Annotated in this window: 20 protein-coding genes; 10 read left to right on the top strand and 10 right to left on the bottom strand. The window is 72.2% G+C overall.

Features of this window, described 5'->3' with window-relative positions:
- Nucleotides 1–82 precede the first annotated feature (82 nt).
- Nucleotides 83–1,510 (top strand): pyruvate kinase, encoded by a 1,428-nt coding sequence (pyk, locus tag ACPC54_RS17600; protein WP_498965705.1) that lies wholly within the window; start codon nt 83–85, stop codon nt 1,508–1,510.
- Nucleotides 1,511–1,599: 89 nt separating this feature from the next.
- On the opposite strand, the gene ACPC54_RS17595 is transcribed toward pyk, so the two are convergent.
- From ACPC54_RS17595 to ACPC54_RS17580, 4 genes are all read right to left on the bottom strand, one after another.
- Complete coding sequence (locus ACPC54_RS17595; RefSeq protein WP_498965704.1) at nt 1,600–3,057, bottom strand: hypothetical protein; 1,458 nt, start codon at nt 3,055–3,057, stop codon at nt 1,600–1,602.
- A complete protein-coding gene (locus tag ACPC54_RS17590) occupies nt 3,054–3,710 on the bottom strand; it encodes a DUF6114 domain-containing protein (protein WP_498965703.1) in 657 nt (218 codons plus the stop codon). The genes ACPC54_RS17595 and ACPC54_RS17590 overlap by 4 nt, the downstream gene beginning before the upstream one ends.
- Nucleotides 3,711–3,842: 132 nt before the next feature.
- Nucleotides 3,843–4,514: a DUF6230 family protein gene (locus ACPC54_RS17585; protein WP_498965702.1), complete on the bottom strand. Its 672-nt coding sequence runs from the start codon at nt 4,512–4,514 to the stop codon at nt 3,843–3,845.
- A 724-nt stretch (nt 4,515–5,238) separates the two neighbouring features.
- The gene (locus ACPC54_RS17580; protein ID WP_498965701.1) at nt 5,239–6,234 is read right to left on the bottom strand and encodes a tetratricopeptide repeat protein; all 996 of its coding nucleotides are present in this window, start codon (nt 6,232–6,234) and stop codon (nt 5,239–5,241) included.
- A 414-nt stretch (nt 6,235–6,648) separates the two neighbouring features.
- On the opposite strand from ACPC54_RS17580, the gene ACPC54_RS17575 reads away from it, so the two are divergent.
- Nucleotides 6,649–7,287: a TetR/AcrR family transcriptional regulator gene (locus ACPC54_RS17575; protein WP_498965850.1), complete on the top strand. Its 639-nt coding sequence runs from the start codon at nt 6,649–6,651 to the stop codon at nt 7,285–7,287.
- Between the two features lie 77 nt (nt 7,288–7,364).
- Here ACPC54_RS17575 and icmA read toward each other — a convergent pair whose 3' ends face one another.
- The 3 genes from icmA to ACPC54_RS17560 form a co-directional block, all read right to left on the bottom strand.
- A complete protein-coding gene (icmA, locus tag ACPC54_RS17570; protein WP_498965700.1) occupies nt 7,365–9,050 on the bottom strand; it encodes a coenzyme B12-dependent isobutyryl-CoA mutase large subunit in 1,686 nt (561 codons plus the stop codon).
- Between the two features lie 176 nt (nt 9,051–9,226).
- The gene (locus ACPC54_RS17565) at nt 9,227–9,559 is read right to left on the bottom strand and encodes a DUF3817 domain-containing protein (RefSeq protein ID WP_498965699.1); all 333 of its coding nucleotides are present in this window, start codon (nt 9,557–9,559) and stop codon (nt 9,227–9,229) included.
- A 20-nt stretch (nt 9,560–9,579) separates the two neighbouring features.
- Nucleotides 9,580–10,116, bottom strand: coding sequence for a MarR family winged helix-turn-helix transcriptional regulator (locus tag ACPC54_RS17560; protein WP_498965698.1), 537 nt, complete (start codon nt 10,114–10,116; stop codon nt 9,580–9,582).
- A gap of 497 nt (nt 10,117–10,613) precedes the next feature.
- On the opposite strand from ACPC54_RS17560, the gene ACPC54_RS17555 reads away from it, so the two are divergent.
- Together ACPC54_RS17555 and ACPC54_RS17550 are read left to right on the top strand one after the other, a co-directional pair.
- A complete protein-coding gene (locus ACPC54_RS17555) occupies nt 10,614–12,263 on the top strand; it encodes a M4 family metallopeptidase (protein WP_498965697.1) in 1,650 nt (549 codons plus the stop codon).
- Nucleotides 12,264–12,713: 450 nt separating this feature from the next.
- Nucleotides 12,714–14,348 (top strand): M4 family metallopeptidase, encoded by a 1,635-nt coding sequence (locus ACPC54_RS17550; protein WP_498965696.1) that lies wholly within the window; start codon nt 12,714–12,716, stop codon nt 14,346–14,348.
- 84 nt (nt 14,349–14,432) lie between these two features.
- Here ACPC54_RS17550 and ACPC54_RS17545 read toward each other — a convergent pair whose 3' ends face one another.
- Nucleotides 14,433–14,756: a DUF3817 domain-containing protein gene (locus ACPC54_RS17545; RefSeq protein ID WP_498965695.1), complete on the bottom strand. Its 324-nt coding sequence runs from the start codon at nt 14,754–14,756 to the stop codon at nt 14,433–14,435.
- 248 nt (nt 14,757–15,004) lie between these two features.
- On the opposite strand from ACPC54_RS17545, the gene ACPC54_RS17540 reads away from it, so the two are divergent.
- The 5 genes from ACPC54_RS17540 to ACPC54_RS17520 all read left to right on the top strand — a co-directional run bounded on the left by ACPC54_RS17540 (nt 15,005) and on the right by ACPC54_RS17520 (nt 18,709).
- Nucleotides 15,005–15,808 (top strand): DUF2127 domain-containing protein, encoded by an 804-nt coding sequence (locus ACPC54_RS17540; RefSeq protein ID WP_498965694.1) that lies wholly within the window; start codon nt 15,005–15,007, stop codon nt 15,806–15,808.
- A gap of 91 nt (nt 15,809–15,899) precedes the next feature.
- Nucleotides 15,900–16,538 (top strand): AIM24 family protein, encoded by a 639-nt coding sequence (locus ACPC54_RS17535; RefSeq protein WP_498965693.1) that lies wholly within the window; start codon nt 15,900–15,902, stop codon nt 16,536–16,538.
- Nucleotides 16,538–17,188, top strand: coding sequence for an AIM24 family protein (locus ACPC54_RS17530; protein WP_498965692.1), 651 nt, complete (start codon nt 16,538–16,540; stop codon nt 17,186–17,188). Before ACPC54_RS17535 ends, ACPC54_RS17530 begins: the two co-directional genes overlap by 1 nt.
- On the top strand, nt 17,188–18,153 hold the full coding sequence (locus ACPC54_RS17525) for an AIM24 family protein (RefSeq protein ID WP_498965691.1): 966 nt from the start codon (nt 17,188–17,190) through the stop codon (nt 18,151–18,153). The genes ACPC54_RS17530 and ACPC54_RS17525 overlap by 1 nt, the downstream gene beginning before the upstream one ends.
- A gap of 40 nt (nt 18,154–18,193) precedes the next feature.
- Nucleotides 18,194–18,709: a MarR family winged helix-turn-helix transcriptional regulator gene (locus ACPC54_RS17520; RefSeq protein WP_498965690.1), complete on the top strand. Its 516-nt coding sequence runs from the start codon at nt 18,194–18,196 to the stop codon at nt 18,707–18,709.
- A gap of 60 nt (nt 18,710–18,769) precedes the next feature.
- Here ACPC54_RS17520 and meaB read toward each other — a convergent pair whose 3' ends face one another.
- Both meaB and ACPC54_RS17510 read right to left on the bottom strand, forming a co-directional pair.
- Nucleotides 18,770–19,726, bottom strand: coding sequence for a methylmalonyl Co-A mutase-associated GTPase MeaB (gene meaB / locus ACPC54_RS17515; RefSeq protein WP_498965689.1), 957 nt, complete (start codon nt 19,724–19,726; stop codon nt 18,770–18,772).
- A gap of 95 nt (nt 19,727–19,821) precedes the next feature.
- Nucleotides 19,822–21,015, bottom strand: coding sequence for an acetyl-CoA C-acetyltransferase (locus tag ACPC54_RS17510; protein WP_498965688.1), 1,194 nt, complete (start codon nt 21,013–21,015; stop codon nt 19,822–19,824).
- Nucleotides 21,016–21,260: 245 nt separating this feature from the next.
- On the opposite strand from ACPC54_RS17510, the gene mce reads away from it, so the two are divergent.
- On the top strand, nt 21,261–21,704 hold the full coding sequence (mce, locus tag ACPC54_RS17505) for a methylmalonyl-CoA epimerase (protein WP_498965687.1): 444 nt from the start codon (nt 21,261–21,263) through the stop codon (nt 21,702–21,704).
- Nucleotides 21,705–21,831: the final 127 nt, after the last annotated feature.

Here is a 21,831-nt window from a genome sequence, read left to right as displayed (position 1 = left end):
TCGCCTCTCGGGACGATTCGTCGGCGATTCCTCACGATCCGTGCCGAATGCGCCTATAACACGAACGGATAGACTGACCGATATGCGCCGAGCGAAAATTGTCTGCACCCTGGGTCCGGCGACGGACTCCTACGAACAGCTGAAGGCCATCGTCGAGGCGGGCATGAACGTCGCCCGACTGAACATGAGCCACGGCAACCACGCGGACCACGAGGAGCGGTACCGAAAGGTCCGCCAGGTCTCGGAGGACACCGGCAAGGCCATCGGCGTCCTTGCCGACCTCCAGGGTCCCAAGATCCGTCTGGCGACCTTCGCCAACGGCCCGGTGACCGTCGACAACGGCGACGAGTTCACCATCACCACCGAGGACGTCCCCGGTGACCAGCACATCTGCGGCACCACCTACAAGGGCCTGCCCGGCGACGTGAAGCCCGGCGACCCGATCCTGATCAACGACGGCGTCATCGCCCTGGAGGTCGTCAGCGTCGACGGCCCGCGGGTGAAGACCGTGGTGATCGAGGGCGGCGTGCTCTCGAACAACAAGGGCATCAACCTGCCCGGCGCGGCCGTGAACGTGCCCGCGCTGTCCGAGAAGGACAAGGACGACCTGCGGTTCGCGCTGCGTCTCGGCGTCGACATGGTCGCGCTGTCCTTCGTCCGCAACGCGGCCGACATCAAGGACGTCCACGCGATCATGGACGAGGTCGGCATCCGGGTGCCGGTCATCGCCAAGATCGAGAAGCCGCAGGCCGTCGAGGCCATGGAGGAGATCGTCCTCGCCTTCGACGCCATCATGGTCGCCCGCGGCGACCTCGCGGTGGAGTACCCGCTGGAGCGGGTGCCGCTGGTCCAGAAGCGGCTGATCACGCTGGCCCGCCGCAACGCCAAGCCGGTCATCGTCGCCACCCAGATGATGGAGTCGATGATCCACGCCTCGCGCCCGACCCGCGCCGAGGTCTCCGACGTCGCGAACGCCATCCTGGACGGCACCGACGCGGTGATGCTCTCCGCCGAGTCCAGCGTCGGCAAGTACCCGGTCGAGACCGTCCGCACCATGAGCCGGATCTGCGAGAAGGCCGAGGAGGAGCTGGTCGGCCAGGGCCTCCAGCCGCTCAACCCGGGCCGCAAGCCGCGCACCCAGGGCGGCTCGGTCGCCCGCGCCGCGTGCGAGCTCGGCGACTTCCTGAACGGCAAGGCGCTGGTCGCGTTCACCAAGTCCGGTGACACCGCGCGCCGGCTGTCCCGCTACCGGTCGCCGATCCCGGTGATCGCGTTCACCCCCGACTCGGCCACCCGCAACCAGCTCTCGCTGAGCTGGGGCGTCGAGGCCTACGTCACCGAGCAGGTCGCCACCACCGACGCGATGGTCGCTCAGGTCGACCGCGAGCTGCTGAAGATGGGCCGGCTGGAGGAGGGCTCCACGGTGATCGTCACCGCCGGTGTCCCGGTCGGCATCCCCGGCACCACCAACATGGTCCAGGTGCACCACCTGGGCACCCGGGGCGAGTGAGCCACCGGTAGCGCGAACGCCGTTGGGGCGGTCCTCCGTTCGTGGAGGGCCGCCCCAACGGCGTTGCGTCGCGGGCCGGTTGTCGCGGGCTACTTGTCGCTGTAGGGCGCGTCGTCGTTGAACAGGTGCATCCCCGGGATGTGCAGGGTGCCGCCGAACTGGCCGGCCTGCTTGGCGGTGACCTGGGTCAGCTCCAGCTCCAGCGGGATCGGGATGGAGCCGATCAGGTCGTAGAGCCAGCGCGGCAGGGTGTCCGGGGTGAGGGTGATCTCGCCCAGGTCGATCGGGATCGGCAGGCCGAGCACCTTGGAGAGGTGGCCGGACAGCCGCTCCACGTACATGGTCACCGGGCCGTTGCGCATGGTCGACGTGGTACCCGGGCCGCCCTGCACGTGGAAGGTGACGCCGTTGCCCTCCAGAGTCGACATGTCGAGGTTCTCGATGTCGACGCTGTTCACCACGAACTTCAGCACCCGCTTGGTGCCGGTCGGGGTCCGCACGTCGTAGACGCCGTGGAAGGCCGCGCCGTGCAGGCCGAGCCGGCTGGTCTGCAGCGTCCAGTTCTGCAGCGGCACGACGTCCCCGGTCGCGGCCTTGCCGGCGGTCAGACCGCGGGCGTCCACCGCGCAGTTGGGGTCGGCGGTCGGCGTCGCGGTGGGTGAGCCGGACGGCGTGGCGGCGGGCGCGCCGGAGGCACCTGCGCTCGGCGTGGCACCGGCGGCGGGCTTCGGCGCCGCCTTCCCGCTCGGGCCCGCGGAGGGCGTGGCGGCGGGCGCGGCGGGCGCGACGGCTGCGGCCTCCTGGTCACCGGCCGCCGGGGCCTGCTGCGGCTGGGCGGGCTGGGCCTGGGTGCCGGCCCGCGGCGCGGGGGCGGCCGGGGCCGGGGTGGTGGCCGGCGCGGGAGCGGGCGCGGGAGCGGGAGCGGTCGTCCCCGGCTTGGCGCTCGGCGAGGGGCCGGCCGAACTCCCCGGGTCCAGCAGGTGGGTGATGCCGCCGACGATGTCGTCGATCAGGCCGGCCTGACTGGCCGTGCCGGTGCCCGTGCCGCCGCCCTGGTAGACCGCGCTCACCGCGCCCGAGCCGCCGGTGTCGGCGGAGCGGACGGCGGGCGGCTGGGTGGCCGGCGTCTGCACGGGCGGCGTCCTGACCGGCGAGGTCGGCTGCTGGGCCGGCCCGCTCGGCACCTGGGTCGGCACCTGGGTGGGCGTCTGGGTGGGCGTCTGGCCGGGCAGCGAGGTCGGGCCGCCGGTGGGCGCCGTGGACGGGCCGGGCGGCGGCGCGGGCAGCTCGCTCTTCGGGACGGGCGTCTCGACCGGCGCGACGTCCGGCACCGAGGCGGGGGCCGTCCCGCACTTGCTCGCCGCGGCCTCGGCGACCGCCGGGTTGGGCGTGTAGGCGGCGGCCATCAGCAGCGCGGTCGGCACCGCGGCCATCGCCAGCGCCCGGCCGCGCAGGCGGGCCCGTACCGGGGTGCGCGGCGCGGCGTGCCGGCCGGCCCTGCGCGCGGGGGCGTCCGCGCCGTCCGGTTGCTCGGCCGGCCCGGTCACCGCGTCTCCCCCTGGTCCCCGGTCACGGCCGACGCCTCGGCGGCGGGCTCGCGCGGCTCGGCCTGGGCGGGCAGCTTCGCGGTGGGCGCCTCGGTGGCAGCCGCGGCCGCGGTCCCGGTCGCGGCGGCCGGCTCGGCAGCCGGCTCGGCGGCGACGCTCTGGGCGACGGCGTTCGGGGCCGCGGCGGCCTCCGCCTTCCGGGCCTGGCGTCCGCGCCGCCCCTTGGCCGCCGTCTCGGCCTTCGGCTCCGGCAGCGGCGCCCAGGAGACCATCAGCCCGCCGCCGATCAGCCCGGGCAGCAGCGCCATGCCGAAGCCCGCCAGGTTGGAGACCGGGATGGACACCAACGTCAGCAGGATGGTCGCGATGCCGGCGAAGACCCGGACGGCCGGCTGGAACCAGGCGGTCAGGCCGAGGATGATCATCAGGACCCCGATGATCAGCGAGCCGGCGCCGGCCGTGGTGGACATCGCGATCGTCATGCCGCCGAGCGACAGGTGCGCGTACGGGAAGTAGAGGATCGGGACGCCGGCGATCATGGCCAGCTTGCCGCCCCAGTAGGGCCTGGTGCGGCGGAAGTCACGCCAGTGCCGCCAGAGCCACCCGATCGGGTTCTGATGGCCGGGCCGCGTCTCGACCGTTGCGCTGGACATGGTGTAACTCCTCGGCGTCGCTACGAGGTTGGAACAAAAAAAGGGGGGTGGCCGGGGGCGGCGGTCGCCCGCCGCCTCCGGCCCCAGGACCCGTCACCCGGCCGAGCCGGGCGGCGCGCCGTCAGGCGAGGCTCAGAAGCACTCGTTGCCCGCGCCGTCGCCGCTCTTCAGCGAGAGGCTCAGGCCGTTCAGCTTGAAGGTGCCGGCCGAGGTGGCCCGCGCCGTCTGCTGAACGCCGCTCAGGTCGGCCTTCTTGGCGGCCTGGGCGAAGCCGGTCGCACCGGAGGGCAGGCCGGCGCCGCCGCCCGCCTTGGTGACGCCCGGGTGCGGGGTCCAGCCCTGGGTGGCCGAGCCGGAGAGGGTGGAGGCGTCCTGGCCGATGTTGATGTCGGTGAAGGTCGCGTCCGCCTTCAGCTGCTCCAGGTCGATCAGCAGGTTGTCGGCCTGGACGGGCTTGCCCGCCTCGGTGCCGGCGTGCAGCTGGAGGGTGATCTTGCCCAGACCGAACGCGGAAAGGTCGGTCACCACCGACTGGCACAGGTTGGTGATCTCGGCGTGGTCGAAGGCCGAGACGGCGACCGGGTGCGGCTTGCCGTTCGCCTCGATGTCGACCGAGCCGAACTGGGCGAAGTTGGTGCCGTGCAGCTGGTCGGTGCTGACCTTGAACTGCTGGCCGGAAATGCTGAACGAAGCGGCGAGCGCACTGTTGGCGATCGAGACGCCGACCATCGCGGTGGCCGCGACGCTCGGCACCATCACCAGGGCGAAGCGCTTCCAGCGGGTCTTGCCGTAGGTCTTGGACATGCGAGTCCTCCTTCTAGGACGTACATCTCCGGCTCCCGGCGGCGCGTCCCGCGCCGGTGGGGGCCTGGGATGGGAGAGAGCTACGTCCTCGGTAGCGGAGAGCGCCTTGGGCGTCGTCGGCCCCGGGAGCAACCTGAGTACGGCGGCACTCCCGTCCTTGCGCCGACCGTCCTGGTGGGACGGCGGGCCGGACCGGCGACAATTCGGCGATCACCCCCGAGCGACAACCAGCGACCGCGCAGGGCCGCGCGGCCGGTCGAAGGCAGGAACCGCCGTGGGACCGCGGATACCCCCCTGCCCTCCCTGCCGCCGGCCGTGGGCCGGCGGAGCACCCGGTGGGGTTCCCGAACTCCGCGTCGCCGACCGGCTGTCGGAGGGTGTGGAGTCTGGGACCGGGCGTGGCCGATCGTGCTTGAATCCCGGGCGAAGCACAAGGGGTTGCTTACTGACGGGTAATGCAACATCCGGTGGCGTCGATCATGGAACGACGGCCATCTGCACCCTGCGTGACGCTTCACAGAACCCCCGCCGACGAAATCCCCCGGAAACACCAGCGAAACACCCGAGGGTGGTCACTGAACGTGACCACCCTCGGGTGAAATCAAGATTTGATAAACCTGTGTCCGGTTGACGCGATTGTCGTCAAATCACCCAACGACACCGCAGGTCACCCACCGTGCCAGACGCCACGCCGGTCACTGCCGGTCACCGGGCTCGGACGGGCTCAGAACAGCACCCGGGCCAGCGCCGAACGGGCCGCCGTGACCCGCGGGTCCTCCGGGCCGATCACCTCGAACAGCTCCAGCAGGCGGACCCGGGCGGTGTCCCGGTCCTCGCCGAAGGTCCGTCCCACGGTGTCCACCAGGCGCCCGAAGGCGTCCTCGACGTGACCGCCCACCAGGTCCAGGTCGGCCGCCCGCAGCTGCGCCTCGACGTCCTTCGGCGCGGCCGCGGCCGTCGCCCGGACCTCCTGCGGGTCCAGGGCCTCGACCCGGCGCAGCAGTTGGGCCTGCGCCAGGCCCAGCTTCGCCTCGGTGTTGCCGGGCTGCTCGGCCAGCACGTTCTGGTACGCCTGGACGGCGCCGCCCAGGTCGCCGCGGTCCAGCGCGTCGTGCGCGGCGGCCAGCGCCGGGTCCTCGGGCCGCTGCGGGGCGGCTGCCGGGCCGCCCTCGCCCGGGGCGACGGCGCCGCCGACGATGCCGAAGCGCTGCTCGGCGACCAGCAGCAGCTGGTCCAGCACCTTGCGGACGTTGGCCGCGCTCTCCGCGCCCTGGAACAGCGGCACCAGCTGGCCGGCCACCACGGCCATCACGGCCGGGATGCCCTGGATCCCGAACTGCTGGGCGATCAGCTGGTTCGCGTCGACGTCGATCTTGGCGAGCACGAAGCGGCCGGCGTACTCCTCGGCCAGGCCCTCCAGGACCGGGCTGAGCTGCTTGCAGGGGCCGCACCACTCGGCCCAGAAGTCGATGACGACCGGCACCTCGGTCGAGCGCTGGACGACCTCGGTCTCGAAGGTGTCCTCGGTGACGTCGATGACGAGCTGGTAGGCGACGGCGGGGGCGGCGATGCCGTCCGCCTCGGCGGCGGCGACCTGCCGGGCCCGCTCGGCCCGGGCCTGCTCGGCCTTCTGGGCAGCCTCGCCGGCTGCCTTCACTGCGGCGAGGTCGACCGCACCGCGCAGGGCGGAGCTGTTGGGACGCGAATTCCGTGGCTGCATGGCACCATCCTCCCCCGTCCGCGCTGCTCGCGGGCACCAACCTCCGGAAAGTCGGCCCCGCGCGGGCTGCGCGGTGCGGGTTCCCGTACAGGTCGCCCGTTCCCCGGTAGCCTGAACCGTTCGGCGAGGGTCCCCACCCCCGCCCGCGCCGTTCCCGTCCCACGGGTCGCGGCGCCTGGTCGTCACTGCTTTCGCTACGAGTCGTAGCGTAACTGGATCCGGGGCCCCGGCCGCAAGCCCCACCGGTGGTTCGGGGACGTGACCTGCCCCACTTTCCCGGGCCACGCGGCTGCCCGAACGGGCGAACAGTCGCTACCGTTACCAGCCCCACCCAAGTTACTTACCAGTAAAGCGCAAGGAGGCCCGGTGCCGGCCGCCCAGCCCCCCGCGAGCCCGCTGACCACCGCCCCCGGGGTGACCGGTCCCGCGGCCGCCGCCCCCGAGGCGACCGGCACGTCCCGGGCCAAGGGCCGTCCGCGCAGCGCCGCCGCCGACCTCGCGATCCTCGACGCCACCCGCGAGGCCCTGGCCGAACTCGGCTGGGGCGGCCTGACCATGGGCCACGTCGCGACCCGCGCCAAGGTCGCCAAGACCACCCTCTACCGCCGCTGGCCGTCCAAGAACGAACTCGTGGTCGACGCCGTCGCCAGCCTGTTCGACGAACTGGAGATGCCCGACCTGGGCAGCCTGCGCGCCGACATCGAGGCCGTGGTGGCCCAGTTCGCCGACCTGCTGGCCCGCCCCGAGACCCAGGCCGCGCTGCTCGCGCTGTTCGCCGAGGGCACCCGGGACCGCCAGCTGCGCCGCCGCATCCGCGAGGCCATCGTCGACCCGCAGAAGCGCCTCGTCCGGCAGGGCCGGGCCGCCGCCCAGGCCCGCGGCGAACTCGCCCCGGACGCCGACCACGAGACGGCCCGCGCGGAGATCGACATCATCTTCGACATCGTCGCCGGCACGGTCGAGCACCGCGTGCTGGTCAGCGGCGAGCCGATCACCCCCGAGTGGATCAGCCGCTTCACCGACCTGCTGCTGGGCTCGCTCACGATCGGCTGACGGGCACGGCGGAGCCGCCGTACGGGTGTCCCGTACGGCGGCTCCGCGGTCCTGCGGCCCCGGGCGGTGCTACCGCCTCAGAACGCCGCGTTCTCCTGGTACGTCCCCCACTCCGCCCGCAGCGCGTTGCAGATCTCGCCGAGCGTCGCCTCGGCCCGCACCGCGTCCAGCATCGGCGGGATCATCGACTCGCCCGAGCGCGCGGCCGCCAGCATGGCGTCCAGCCCGGCCTTCACCGCCGCCTCGTCGCGGGCCGCCTTGCGCTCGCGCAGCACCCGCACCTGCTCGCGCTCGACCTCGTGGCTGACCCGCAGGATCTCCAGCTCGGGGGTGACGCTGCGCGGGTGGCAGTTGACGCCGACCACGCGCTTCTCGCCCTTCTCCACGCCCTGCTGGTACTGGAAGGCGGCCTCGGCGATCTCGCCGGTGAACCAGCCCTCCTCGATGCCGCGCAGGATGCCGGAGGTGATCGGACCGATCTCGTGGTCCTCGCGGCCCTTGTCCAGGATCCGCTGGAAGATCGCCTCGGCCTGCTGCTCGATCCGGTCGGTCAGCGCCTCGACGTACCAGGAACCGCCCAGCGGGTCGGCCACGTTGGTGACGCCGGTCTCCTCCATCAGCACCTGCTGGGTGCGCAGGGCGATCTCGGCGGCCTGCTCGGAGGGCAGCGCCAGGGTCTCGTCCAGCGCGTTGGTGTGCAGCGAGTTGGTGCCGCCGAGCACCGCGCTGAGCGCCTCGACGGCGGTGCGCACCACGTTGTTGTACGGCTGCTGCGCGGTGAGCGAGACGCCGGCGGTCTGGGTGTGGAAGCGCAGCCACTGCGCCTTGTCGGTCTTGGCGCCGAAGCGGTCGCGCATCCAGCGGGCCCAGATCCGGCGCGCGGCGCGGAACTTGGCGATCTCCTCGAAGAAGTCGAGGTGCGCGTCGAAGAAGAAGGACAGGCCGGGCGCGAAGACGTCCACGTCCAGGCCGCGGGACAGGCCCAGCTCGACGTAGGCGAAGCCGTCCGCGAGGGTGTACGCCAGCTCCTGCGCGGCCGTCGCCCCGGCCTCGCGGATGTGGTAGCCGGAGACGGACAGCGGCTTGTACGCCGGGATGCCCTGGGCGCAGTGCTCCATCAGGTCGCCGATCAGGCGCAGGTGCGGCTCGGGGGCGAAGAGCCACTCCTTCTGCGCGATGTACTCCTTGAAGATGTCCGTCTGCAGGGTGCCGTTGAGCACCCCCGGGTCGACGCCCTGGCGCTCGGCGGCGACGAGGTACATGCAGAAGATCGGGACGGCCGGGCCGCTGATCGTCATCGAGGTGGTGACCTCGCCGAGCGGGATGCCGTCGAACAGCACCTCCATGTCGGCGGCCGAGTCGATGGCCACACCGCAGTGGCCGACCTCGCCGAGCGACTTGGCGTCGTCCGAGTCGTACCCCATCAGGGTGGGCATGTCGAAGGCGACCGAGAGGCCGCCGCCGCCCGCCTCCAGGATCATCCGGTAGCGCTCGTTGGTCTGCTGCGCGTTGCCGAAGCCGGCGAACTGGCGGATGGTCCACGTCCGGCCGCGGTAGCCGGTGGGGTGGAGGCCGCGGGTGAAGGGGTACTCGCCCGGCCAGCCGATCCGCTCGAAGCCCTCCACGGCCTGCCCGGGGGCCGGCCCGTACACCGGCTCGACCTCGTCACCGGAGAGGGTGGTGAAGTCCGCGTCCCGCTTGCGGGCCTTGTCGTACCGGTCCTGCCAGCGCTGGCGTCCGCGCTCGATCTCCTCGGCGTCCATGACCCCGAACTCCGCTCCGTGCGGCCGCCACGGCACCGGGCGGCACAGTTATAGGACGTCCTACTAATTTACTCGGACGTCCTACTACTTGTCGATGGATCCCCGCACGAAATGCCGGGAGCGCCCCTCCCGCGATCGGGGAGGGGCGCTCTCGGAAGCTCCGGACCGGCGGCGGCTCAGGCGCCGACCGGCTCCGGGGCCTCGATCAGCGGCGCGACCTCGCGCGACACCCGGCGCTCGACGAAGAAGGCGGCGGTCGGCACGACGCCGGCCAGCAGCACCCAGGCCAGCTTGCCGACCGGCCACTTGGCCTTGGTCCCCAGGTCGAAGGCGAACACCAGGTACACCACGTACAGCCAGCCGTGCGCGATGCCCACCCCGGTCGTGAAGCCGGACGCGCCGTCGATGTCGAGCACGTACTTGGCGATCACGCCGGCGGTCAGCAGCACGAGGAGGACACCGGTGACATACGCCATGGCCCGGTAGCGGGTCAGCACACTCTGCTTCATGGCATCGAGGGTAACCGCCCTCACGGCCTCCCCTTCGCAGCCCCCTCACCCGGATCGGTGAAGTCGCCGGCGGCCACCCGCAGCGGCCTGAGCAGCTCGAACACCTGGCGGCACTGCTCGGGGCCGTACTCCTCCAGCCCGAACTCCATCGCCATCAGCTCCCGGGTGGCCTCCTCGACGACCTCGCGGCCGCGCCCGGTGATCGCCGCGAGCACCCCGCGGCCGTCCAGCGGGTTGGGGCGGCGGGCGACCAGGCCGGCCCGCTCCAGCCGGTCGACGGTGTTGGTGACGCTCGTCGGGTGGACCATCAGCCGCTCGCCGATCTTGGACAGCGACAGCTCGCCGGTCCGGCTGAAGGTCAGCAGCACCAGCGCCTCGTACCGGGCGAAGGTCAGCCCGTACGGCTTGAGCACGGCGTCGACCCGGGAGAGCAGGATCTGGTGCGCGCGCATGATCGAGGTGATCGCCGCCATCGAGGGGACGCCGCCCCAGCGGCGGGTCCACAGCTCGTCGGCGCGGGCGATCGGGTCGAAGTCGAGTGCGAGGGGCTTGGCCACCTCCTAACCGTACCGGCGGACGGTACGCGTGCTACCAGCCGTCCTGATGCTGGACAAGCGCGGCACGTGGCGGGAACCCGCCAATCGGGCGGTCAGGTCCGGACCAGGACGTTGCGGGAGCGTGAACCCGCGCCAACCGCCGGACGGCGGGCGGTCGTTGACCGCAGATCCGGACAACGTCGCACTACCAGGCACCGGTTCACCGGGTAACCCGCTGAAAGACGGGGCGGTTCGCCCCGGTTCGTCCGCCCGTTCACATTCCGCGGCTCTGGCGGGACTTGGCCAATTCATGAGCAAGACCTGTCATTCCGTTTGCCTGGTCGCGATGATTTCCGCCAACCCCGCAAGGCAGCCACCACCCCCACCCACCGGTGGTCTGCCCCTCGGCCGTACGGGGTCCTGCACGTCAGTGCCCGTCCCGCCCCTCAGGAGCCGACCCCGGCCCCCGGGACGCGGCGCGACCGCGCCCAACCGCGGTTTCCCGGAAGGACTCGTCCGTGAAGCGAAAGCTCGCAGCAGTCGCCGTACTCTCCGCCACCGCCCTGCTCACCGGCGTCGTCGGTGCGAGCGGCGCCGCCCAGGCCAGCCCGCTCGGCGCGCCGCAGCCGCAGCCGCAGCCGCAGGCCGCCGAGCAGCACGCCGCCGCGCTCGCGCTGGCCGGCGGGCAGTCGGGTCCGCTGGCCAAGGCCCTGAAGCTGGGCGGCCAGGAGCAACTCGTGGCCAAGGACGCGGTCGTGGACCGCGACGGCACCAAGCACCTGCGCTTCGAGCGCACCTACGCCGGCCTGCCGGTGCTCGGCGGCGACCTGGTCGTCCACCAGAGCTCCGCGGGCACCGTGGCCTCCGTCGACAAGGCCGTCGGCGCGCAGCTGAGCCTGCCGAGCCTCACCCCGCAGATCCCCGCCGACAAGGCCGCCGCCCAGGCCACCGGCGCCGTCCAGGCGACCGTGGGCATCACCGCCGACAAGGACGAGTCCCCGATCAAGGCCGTGCACCAGACCGGCAAGGCCGAGCTGGTGGTCTGGGCGAGCGACGGCAACCCGCGCCTGGCCTACCGGACGACGGTCGAGGGCGAGCGTGCCGACGGCACCCCGAGCAGCCAGCTGCTGGTCACCGACGCGGCGACCGGCGAGGTGCTCTCCACCCACGAGCAGGTGCAGACCGCGGCCGGCACCGGCACCGGCGTCTTCGTCGGCACCGTCCCGCTGACCACCACCCAGTCCAGCACCGGCTACTCGCTGAAGGACGCCAGCCGCGGCGGCCAGTCGACCGTCACCATGAAGAACCGCACCTCCGGTTCGGGCACGCTGTACGCCAAGACCACCAACACCTGGGGCAACGGCCTGGTCTCCAACGGCGAGTCCGCCGCGGTGGACGCCCAGTACGGCGCGGCGGCCACCTGGGACTTCTACAAGAACACCTTCGGCCGCAACGGCATCAAGAACGACGGTGTCGGCGCGACCAGCCGGGTGCACTACGGCTCCTCCTACGTCAACGCGTTCTGGAGCGACACCTGCTTCTGCATGTCGTACGGCGACGGCGCGAGCAACACCCACCCGCTCACCGAGATCGACGTGGCGGGCCACGAGATGAGCCACGGCGTCACCTCCGCCACCGCCGGCCTCAACTACTCCGGCGAGTCCGGCGGCCTCAACGAGGCCACCTCGGACATCCTCGGCACGATGGTCGAGTTCTACGCCAACCTGCCCAAGAACCCGCCGAACTACTGGATCGGCGAGCTGATCAACCTGAACGGCGACGGCACGCCGCTGCGCTACATGGACAAGCCCTCCAACGACGGCGGCTCGGCCGACTCCTGGTACTCCGGCGTCGGCAACCTGGACGTCCACTACTCCTCGGGCGTCGCCAACCACTTCTTCTACCTGCTGTCCGAGGGCAGCGGCGCGAAGACCATCAACGGGTTCAGCTACAACAGCCCGACCTCCAACGGCTCGACGGTGACCGGCATCGGCCGGGACAAGGCCGCGCAGATCTGGTACCGCGCGCTGACCGTGTACTTCACCTCGACCACCAACTACGCGGGCGCCCGCACCGGCACCCTGAAGGCCGCGGCGGACCTGTACGGCGCGAGCAGCGCCGAGTACAACGCGGTCGCCGCCGCGTGGAGCGGCGTCAACGTCAACTGACGTCCACCGCACCGCAGTCAGGACGCCCGGGGCCCCGCCGTGGAGGGCCGGCCCCGGGCGTCCACCCATCCCCCGGCCGGCCGCTCCCCCGCCCACCGGGCCGCCCGCACGGCCCGTCGAGGCGGCCCGTCGAGGCGGCCCGGCTGGCGGAGTCCCGCCAGCGGGGACGAACCGCCCGTACCGGGCATGAGGGCGCACCCGAACCACCCGTACCGGCGCTGGCGGTTCCCGGCCAATCCCCGGTCGCGACCTGTCCTTTCCTGTCGCCGATTGTCATGCTTATGACCAAGCTCCCGTCGACACCCCGCCGCCCCACCCACCGGCGGAGCGTCAGCAGCCGCACGGGAGCCGCCCGTCCGCGCCCTACCGCCCCAACGGCGCCAAGCCCGGTGCCCCGGTACGCGGCGCGCCCGCGCGCACTCGCGGGTCTCCCGGAAGGAACCCCCGTACGTGAAGCGAAAGCTGACGGCCGGAGCCGTACTCTCCGCCACCGCCCTGCTGGCCGGCGTCATCCAGATCGCCGCCGTCCCCACCGCCCAGGCCGCCGCCCCGGGCCCCGAGCAGCAGCAGGCCGCCCTGCTGAGCCTCGCCGCCGGGCAGAGCACCCCGCTCGCCCAGTCCCTGGGCCTGGCCGGCCAGGAGCGGCTGGTGGCCAAGGACGCGGTGGCGGACCGCGACGGCACCAGGCACCTGCGGTACGAGCGGACCTACGCCGGCCTCCCGGTGATCGGCGGCGACCTGGTCGTCCACCAGCGCGCGGACGGCTCGGTGGCCTCCGTCGACCGGGCCTTCGACGGCCGGCTGGCACTGCCGACCCTCACCCCCGGCCTGGCCGCGAACCAGGCCGGTGAGAAGGCCGCCGCCGCCGTCCGCGCGACGATCGGCTCGGCCGCCGACGAGGACGAGGACGAGGCCGCGCTCACCCGGGTCGACGGCTCCGACGCCGCCGAGCTGGTGGTCTGGGCGGCGGACGGCACCCCGCGCCTGGCCCACCGCACGGTGGTGCGCGGCGAGCGCGCGGACGGCACCCCGAGCCGCCAGCAGGTCGTCACCGACGCCACCACGGGCGCGCTGCTCTCCACCCACGAGGAGATCCAGGCCGCGGCCGGCACCGGCAAGGGCGTCAACGTCGGCACCGTCCCGCTGACCACCACCCAGAGCGGCTCGACGTACTCGCTCAAGGACGCCGGCCGGGGCAACCAGTCCACCACCGACCTGAAGGGCGCCACCTCGGGCAGCGGCTCGCTCTTCACCAGCACCAGCAACAGCTGGGGCAACGGCCTGGTCTCCAACCGCCAGTCCGCCGCGGTGGACGCCCAGTACGGCGCCGCGGCGACCTGGGACTTCTACAAGAGCACCTTCGGCCGCAACGGCATCAAGAACAACGGCGTCGGCGCCGCGAGCCGGGTCCACTACGGCTCCAACTACGTCAACGCGTTCTGGGACGACTCCTGCTTCTGCATGACGTACGGCGACGGCGCGAGCAACACCCACCCGCTCACCGCCATCGACGTCTCCGGCCACGAGATGACCCACGGCGTCACCTCCGCCACCGCCGGCCTCAACTACTCCGGCGAGTCCGGCGGCCTCAACGAGGCCACCTCGGACATCTTCGGCACCATGGTCGAGTGGTACGCCAACCTGCCGGCCAACCCGCCGAACTACCTGATCGGCGAGAAGCTCAACATCTTCGGCAACGGCAAGCCGCTGCGCTACATGGACAAGCCCTCGCTGGACGGCAAGTCCGCGGACTCCTGGTACTCCGGCGTCGGCAACCTGGACGTCCACTACTCCTCGGGCGTGGCCAACCACTTCTTCTACCTGCTGTCCGAGGGCAGCGGCGCGAAGACCATCAACGGCTACAACTACAACAGCCCGACCTCCAACGGCTCCAAGGTGACCGGCATCGGCCGGGCCAAGGCCGCCGCGGTCTGGTACCGCGCGCTGACCGTCTACTTCACCTCCACCACCAACTACAAGGCCGCCCGCACGGCGACCCTGAAGGCGGCGAGCGACCTGTACGGCGCCACCAGCACCGAGTACAAGGCGGTGGCCGCGGCCTGGAGCGGGGTCAACGTCAACTAGCCATCCCGGAAAGACGGCAGGCTGCCGCGGCCCTTTGGGAGAGGAGGCCGCGGCAGCCTGTCGGACGTCCGCGCGGGAACCGCGTCAGACGGTGACGGTCTCCGGCTTCGGGGCGAGCTCGCCGCGCTCCTCCTGGGCGAGGGTCTTCTCGGTGTAGATGCCGCCGAACGGCACCACCGAGAGGACGAACAGCAGGATGCCGCGCTTGCTGTCCCACTTCTGCTTCTGCCAGGCCTGGATCCAGAACACCACGTAGACGAGGAACAGCGTCCCGTGGAGCGGGCCCATGACCGGGACGGCGTTGAAGCTGGTGGTGTACTTCAGCGCGGTGCAGATCAGCAGCAGGACGAAGGAGATCCCCTCGGGGGCGGAGATCAGGCGCAGGCGGTGGACGGCGCTGCTGTTCACGATGACTACCTCAATACGGGGGTCGGAGGCGTGGGCACGCTTGTGAAGCGACTCACAAGCCTTTCCGGCCATTATCTCCGAGCACACGTCCGGGCCCCGGGCCGGGGGTGGCCACCGTGCCCGATGTCACAGCCGCGCCCCAGAACGCGGCGGCGTGCGGCGCCGCACCGCCCGTACCCCCTATCCTGCTGCCCGCGCGCCCACCGATCCGGGCGCGCGAGGCATCGCACCACGGGGGAGTCACACCGATGTTCAAGCGGGACTGGGACCGCAGGACCTGCGCCAAGCGCGGGCACATCACCTACAAGCCGACCGAGCCCGAGCTGGCCGCCCGGCTGCACGCGGCCACCGCGGTCGGCGACGCCTGGCGCTGCCTGCGCTGCGGCGACTTCGCCCTCGGCGCCCCGCACGGCTCCGGCCCGGCGCAGAACGCCCCGCTGGTACCGCGCGGCAAGGCCCTGCGGGACCTCTTCATCCTGCGCTTCCTGGCCGTCGAGCGGGTGCTGCGCGGCGTCATCATCATCCTGATCGCGTGGGGCGTCTGGAAGTTCTCCAACAGCCAGGACGCGGTGCACCGGGTCTTCGACGAGAACCTCACGGTCTTCAAGCCGGTCACCGACCACTTCCACTGGGACCTCGAACACGCGCCGATCGTCGAGACGATCCGCAAGACCTTCGACTACAAGAAGAGCACCCTGCTGATCGTCGCCGGCGCCCTGGTGGCGTACGCGCTGATCGAGATCGTCGAGGCGGTCGGCCTCTGGCTGAACAAGCGCTGGGCGGAGTACCTGACGGTGGTCGCCACCGCCGCCTTCCTGCCGCTGGAGGGCTACGAGCTGCACGAGCACGTCAGCGCGGTGAAGGTCTGCACCCTGCTGCTGAACATCGCGGCGGTGCTGTGGATCATGCTCTCCAAGCGCCTGTTCGGGCTGCGCGGCGGCGTGGTGGCCTTCGAGGCGGAGCGCCACTCGGCCTCCCTGCTGGAGGTCGAAGAGGCCGCCGGCACCGTCCCGCACCCCGGTCACGGCCACGGGGCGCACGCGCGCACCTGACCGGCGCGCGCGTACCGGACTCGTACCGGCCGGGTAGCGGTCCGGCCCCGCCCCCTCCCCGTGCCACGGCCGCGATGGTTGGATTGCGGCCGTGGCACAGTTCAGACTCCAGGGATCACGAGTGCTCGCGGTCGAGTTGACCGGCGACGCCGTCAAGGCCCGGCACGGCGCGATGGTCGCCTACACCGGGCAGATGACCTTCAAGAAGCTGACCGGCGGCGGGGACGGCCTGCGCGGCATGGTCACCCGCCGCCTGACCGGCGAGAAGATGACCGTCATGGAGGTGAAGGGGCAGGGCACCTGCTACTTCGCCGACCAGGCCACCGAGATCAACCTGGTCCGCCTCGACGGCCGGGCGCTGTACGTCGAGGCGGACAACCTGCTCTGCACCGAGGCCTCGCTGCACACCGGCACCAGCTTCACCGGGCTGAACGGCATGTCCTCCGGCAACGGCCTGTTCACCACCAAGGTCGAGGGCCACGGCTGGGCCGCCGTCACCTCCAACGGGCCGGCCGTCGTCCTGCGGGTCGGCAAGGACATGCCGCTGCGGGTCGACCCGGGCGCCTACGTCGCGCACACCGGCGACCTGCAGCGCAGCCTGAAGTCCGGCGCGGGCTGGACGACGGTGATCGGCGAGGGCGGCGGCGAGGCCGTCCAGGTCGAGTTCACCGGCGAGGGCCTGGTGTACGTCCAGCCCTCCGAGAAGACCACCCTCGGGGGCGACGTCTGATGGCCTTCGCCAGGATCAACGGCAAGATGGTCGAGGCCCGTGTCGTGCCCGGGCAGCAGCTGTTCAGCCAGCGCGGCGCGATGCTCGCGTACAGCGGGGACGTCCGGTTCACCCCGAGCATCACCGGCGGGCAGGGCGGCGTGATGTCGATGATCGGCCGCCGGGTCGCCAACGAGGACACCCCGCTGATGACCGTCGAGGGCGAGGGCCGGGTGATGTTCGGCCACGGCGGCCACCATGTGCACGTCGTCGACCTCACCGGCGACGCCCTGTTCGTCGAGTCGGACCGGCTGCTCGCCTTCGACGGCACGCTGCGGCAGTCCACCGTGTTCCTCGGCTCGCAGGGCGGGGTGATGGGCATGGTCCGCGGTCAGGTCTCCGGACAGGGCCTGTTCACCACCAGGCTGGAGGGGCACGGCTCGGCCGCGGTGCTGGCGCACGGCGGCGTCTTCGAGCTGCCGATCACGCCCGGGCAGCCGGTGCACGTCGACCCGCAGGCGTACGTGGGGCACCGCGGCGAGGTGCGCAACAAGCTGTCCACCGCGATCGGCTGGCGCGAGATGATCGGCCGGGGCTCGGGCGAGGCGTTCCAGCTGGAGCTGTCCGGCCAGGGCACGGTGTACGTCCAGGCGAGCGAGGAGAAGCTCTGATGTCCTACCCGCCGCAGCCGCCGTACGGCGGGCCGCAGTCGCCGTACGACCAGCCGACCCAGCCCGGCTTCGCCGTCCCGCCCGTGCCGCCCGCACCGCCCGGGTACGGGCCGCCGCAGGGCTACCCGGGGCCGGCCGAGCCCACCCGCGTGGACCTGCAACCGCCGTACGCCCCGGCGGGGTTCGACGGCCCGGTGGTGCACGACGCGTACACCCTGCCGGTCAACGACAACGTCAACCCGTACGCCTTCTCGGTGGAGCTGAACGGGTCGTACTTCCTGCAGAAGGGCAAGATGATCGCCTACTACGGCGACATCACCTTCCGCGGCGTCGGCGCCGGCCTGGTCGACCGCGCGCTCGGGATGCACTTCAACTCCCCGATGCACGCGGCGGACTGGGTGGTCGCCCAGGGCCGCGGCAAGCTGCTGCTGGCCGACCGGTCCTTCGACCTGAACTCCTACGACCTGGAGGACGGCAACCTGACCGTCCGCTCCGGCAACCTGCTGGCCTTCGACCCCACGCTGCGGCTCAAGCAGTCGATCATCCCGGGCTTCCTGACCCTGCTCGGCACCGGCCGCTTCGTCGCCGCGTCCAACGGGCCGGTGCACTTCGTGGAGCCGCCGATCCGGGTGGACCCGCAGGCCCTGGTCGGCTGGGCGGACTGCCCGGCGCCGTGCCACCACTACGACCACGCGTACCTGCACGGGGTGGTCGGGGGCCTGCGGCGGCTGACCGGCATCGGCGGGGCCTCCGGCGAGGAGCACCAGTTCGAGTTCATCGGCGCCGGGCAGGTACTGCTGCAGTCCAGCGAGAAACTGCTGGCCGAGCGCTCGGTCGGCGTGGTCGAGGCCGAGGCGGGCGTCCCGATGGGCGGCGTCCCGGCCCAACCGGGCCACGGCGGCGGCAACCCGAACACCCCGGGGCTCGGTAACCTGGGCGACCTCGGGCGACGTTTCGGCCTGTAAATTTGTACAATATTTAACTAAATCGGCTATGCTAGGACCCATGGATACGCACACGATCGACACTGCGGACACCCCTCCGTCGCAGCCCGAGGAGGGGACTCCCTGGCTGACCGCCAGGGAGCAGCGGATGTGGCGCGCCCATCTGGAGGTCGCCAAGCTGCTGGACTACCAGCTCAGCCGCGAACTCCAGCCCCACAACCTGGCCATCAACGACTACGAGATCCTGGTCGTCCTCTCCGAGGCCCCCGAGCGCCGGATGCGGATGACCGACCTCGCGACCGCCACCCTGCAGTCGAAGAGCCGCCTCTCCCACCAGATCACCCGGATGGAGAGCGCCGGCCTGGTCCTGCGCCAGGAGTGCCCCGGCGACCGCCGCGGCCTCTACGCCCACCTCACCGACGAGGGCTGGGAGACCATGCAGCGGGTCGCCCCCGACCACGTGCGCAGCGTCCGGGCCCACTTCATCGACCGCTTCACCCCGGAGCAGCTGGAAGCCATGTACGAGGCCCTGGCCCCCGTGGCCGACCACCTCCGCAACCTCCGCGGCCGCTCCTAGATCACCTGCGCGCGGGAAGTCGGTCCGGCCGACTTCCCGCGCGCGGGCGTGCCGGGCGGGTCAGGCCTCGGTGAGGCCGGCGACGAGCTCGTCGGCCGCGCCGTACGGGTCCAGGGCGCCCTCGGCGACGCGGTCGGCGAGGGCGGCCAGGTGCCGGTCACCGCTCAGGTCGCCGATGCGGGAGCGCAGTTCGGCGAGCGCGATCGCCTCGATCTCGGCGGCGGCCCGGCGGCGGCGGCGCGCGGCGAGCTCGCCGTGCTCCTCCAGCCAGGCGCGGTGCTTCTCCAGCGCCTCGACGACCTCGTCGACGCCCTCGCCGCGGGCCGCGACGGTCTTGACGATCGGCGGCCGCCAGTCGCCCGCCTCGCGGGCCTCGCCGAGGCCCAGCATGTGGTTGAGCTCGCGGGCGGTGGCGTCGGCGCCGTCCCGGTCGGCCTTGTTGACGACGAAGACGTCGCCGATCTCCAGGATGCCCGCCTTGGCGGCCTGGATGCCGTCGCCCATCCCGGGGGCGAGCAGCACCACGGCGGTGTCCGCCTGGCCGGCGATCTCGACCTCGGACTGGCCGACGCCCACGGTCTCGACCAGGATCACGTCGCAGCCGGCCGCGTCCAGCACCCGCAGCGCCTGCGGCGCCGCCCAGGACAGCCCGCCGAGGTGGCCGCGGGTGGCCATCGAGCGGATGAACACCTCGGGGTCGGTGGCGTGGTCCTGCATCCGGACCCGGTCGCCGAGCAGCGCGCCGCCGGAGAACGGCGAGGACGGATCGACGGCCAGCACGCCGACGCGCTTGCCGAGCCGCCGGTAGGCGGACACCAGGGCGGAGGTGGAGGTGGACTTGCCCACCCCGGGCGAGCCGGTCAGGCCCACCGTGTACGCCCGCCCGGTGTACGGCGCGAGCGCGGCCATCGCCTCCCGCAGCTGCGGCGCTGCGTTCTCGACCAGCGTGATCAGCCGGGCGACCGCCCGCGGCCGGCCCTCCCGGGCCTGCTCGACCAGCGTGGCGACATCGATCATGGGGATCTCCTTGCGGATGCCGAGGGGCCAGGCCCGAAGGGGCTGCGGACCACTTGTGGCGGTCCGCAGCCCCGAAGATCAGGTCAGAGCGGCGATCAGGCCTTGGGGACCCGCACGATCAGCGCGTCGCCCTGGCCGCCACCGCCGCACAGCGCGGCCGCGCCGACGCCGCCGCCGCGGCGCTGCAGCTCCAGCGCCAGGTGCAGCACCACGCGGGCGCCGGACATGCCGATCGGGTGGCCGAGCGCGATCGCGCCGCCGTTGACGTTGACGATGTCCGCGGAGACCCCGAGGTCCTTGCTGGACTGGTGGGCGACGGCGGCGAAGGCCTCGTTGATCTCGATCAGGTCGAGGTCGGCGACCTCCAGGCCCTCCTTGGCCAGCGCGTGCTTGATCGCGTTGGACGGCTGCGACTGCAGCGAGTTGTCCGGGCCGGCGACGTTGCCGTGCGCGCCGATCTCGGCGATCCAGCTGAGGCCCAGCTCCTCGGCCTTGGCCTTGCTCATCACGACCACGGCGGCGGCGCCGTCCGAGATCTGCGAGGAGGTGCCGGCGGTGATGGTGCCGTCCTTGGCGAAGGCGGGGCGCAGCTTGCCGAGGCCCTCGACGGTGGTGTCGGCGCGGATGCCCTCGTCCTGGCTGAAGAGGACCGGCTCGCCCTTGCGCTGCGGGATCGCGACGGGGGTGATCTCGGCGTCGAAGATGCCGTCCGCCTGGGCCTTGGCGGCGCGCTGGTGCGAGGCGGCGGCGATCTCGTCCTGGACCTCGCGGGAGATGCCGAGGCGGGTGTTGTGCTTCTCGGTGGACTCGCCCATCGGGATGTTCTCGTAGGCGTCGGTCAGGCCGTCGTGGGCCATCGAGTCGAGCATCGCGATCGCGCCGTACTTGAAGCCCTCGCGGGACTTGGGCAGCAGGTGCGGGGCGTTGGTCATGGACTCCTGGCCGCCGGCCACCACGATGTCGAACTCGCCGGCGCGGATCAGCTGGTCGGCCAGCGCGATGGCGTCGAGGCCGGAGAGGCAGACCTTGTTGATGGTCAGCGCCGGGACGTTCATCGGGATGCCGGCCTTGACGGCCGCCTGGCGGGCCGGGATCTGGCCGGCACCGGCCTGCAGCACCTGGCCCATGATCACGTACTGGACCTGCTCGCCGGTGATGCCGGCGCGCTCCAGCGCGGCCTTGATCGCGACGCCGCCGAGCTCGGCGCCGGAGAAGCCCTTGAGCGAGCCGAGCAGGCGGCCCATCGGGGTCCGCGCCCCGGCAACGATCACAGAGGTGGTGTTGGTCATGGGACGGGCCCCTTCGCACGTCGTGGCCAGGTTGAGGATGCGCTCAATGTACTGACCTGCTACCCGCGCGTCACCGGAGCAACGGTGTGATCGAGCGCACTGGCACCATCCAGTCAACACCGTGCCGGAACGGTGCGGGTGAACCGACGGCGTGTGAGCAGGCTCGCACCTGCGGCACTGGCGCGGTCGGCGGGCATGCGATGCACTGGGGGCCACTTTGCTGCCTACGGCCCCGGAGGACCGTCGTGCTGACCCGCATCGACCACATCGGCATCGCCTGCCGAGACCTCGACAAGACCGTCGAGTTCTACCGCGCAACCTACGGCTTCGAGGTGTTCCACTCCGAGGTCAACGAGGAGCAGGGCGTCCGGGAGGCCATGCTCAAGATCAACGACACCGGCGACGGCGGTGCCTCGTACCTCCAGCTGCTGGAGCCCACCCGCCCGGACTCGGCGGTCGGCAAGTGGATGGAGAAGAACGGCGAGGGCGTGCACCACATCGCCTTCGGCACCGCCGACGTGGACGGTGACTCGGAGGACATCCGCGCCAAGGGCATCCGGGTGCTGTACGAGCAGCCGCGGATCGGCTCGATGGGTTCGCGGATCACCTTCCTGCACCCCAAGGACTGCGGCGGCGTGCTGACCGAGCTGGTCACCGCCGCGGAGCCGGGCGAACACGGGGAGCACTGACCCCCGCGACGGTGGTGGCGCCCCGCCCCGGGGGGCCCCCCCCCCCCCCCCCCCCCCCCCCCCCCCCCCCACCCCCCCCCCCCAAAACCCCCCCCCCCCCAAAACCCCCCCCACACCCCCCGCCCCA

The organism is Kitasatospora sp. NPDC094028 (genome assembly GCF_049543595.1).
GTDB lineage: Bacteria > Actinomycetota > Actinomycetes > Streptomycetales > Streptomycetaceae > Kitasatospora.
This window is presented reverse-complemented; position numbering and strand designations above follow the sequence as displayed.

Bases quoted from the DNA above. Each gene is read 5' to 3' on its own strand.
- ACPC54_RS17520 (WP_498965690.1), top strand. From the start codon at position 18,194: ATGGATACGCACACGATCGACACTGCGGACACCCCTCCGTCGCAGCCC.
- meaB (WP_498965689.1), bottom strand. From the start codon at position 19,726: ATGATCGATGTCGCCACGCTGGTCGAGCAGGCCCGGGAGGGCCGGCCG.
- ACPC54_RS17525 (WP_498965691.1), top strand. From the start codon at position 17,188: ATGTCCTACCCGCCGCAGCCGCCGTACGGCGGGCCGCAGTCGCCGTAC.
- ACPC54_RS17580 (WP_498965701.1), bottom strand. From the start codon at position 6,234: ATGCAGCCACGGAATTCGCGTCCCAACAGCTCCGCCCTGCGCGGTGCG.
- ACPC54_RS17540 (WP_498965694.1), top strand. From the start codon at position 15,005: ATGTTCAAGCGGGACTGGGACCGCAGGACCTGCGCCAAGCGCGGGCAC.
- icmA (WP_498965700.1), bottom strand. From the start codon at position 9,050: ATGGACGCCGAGGAGATCGAGCGCGGACGCCAGCGCTGGCAGGACCGG.
- ACPC54_RS17530 (WP_498965692.1), top strand. From the start codon at position 16,538: ATGGCCTTCGCCAGGATCAACGGCAAGATGGTCGAGGCCCGTGTCGTG.
- ACPC54_RS17565 (WP_498965699.1), bottom strand. From the start codon at position 9,559: ATGAAGCAGAGTGTGCTGACCCGCTACCGGGCCATGGCGTATGTCACC.
- ACPC54_RS17585 (WP_498965702.1), bottom strand. From the start codon at position 4,514: ATGTCCAAGACCTACGGCAAGACCCGCTGGAAGCGCTTCGCCCTGGTG.
- ACPC54_RS17590 (WP_498965703.1), bottom strand. From the start codon at position 3,710: ATGTCCAGCGCAACGGTCGAGACGCGGCCCGGCCATCAGAACCCGATC.
- ACPC54_RS17510 (WP_498965688.1), bottom strand. From the start codon at position 21,015: ATGACCAACACCACCTCTGTGATCGTTGCCGGGGCGCGGACCCCGATG.
- pyk (WP_498965705.1), top strand. From the start codon at position 83: ATGCGCCGAGCGAAAATTGTCTGCACCCTGGGTCCGGCGACGGACTCC.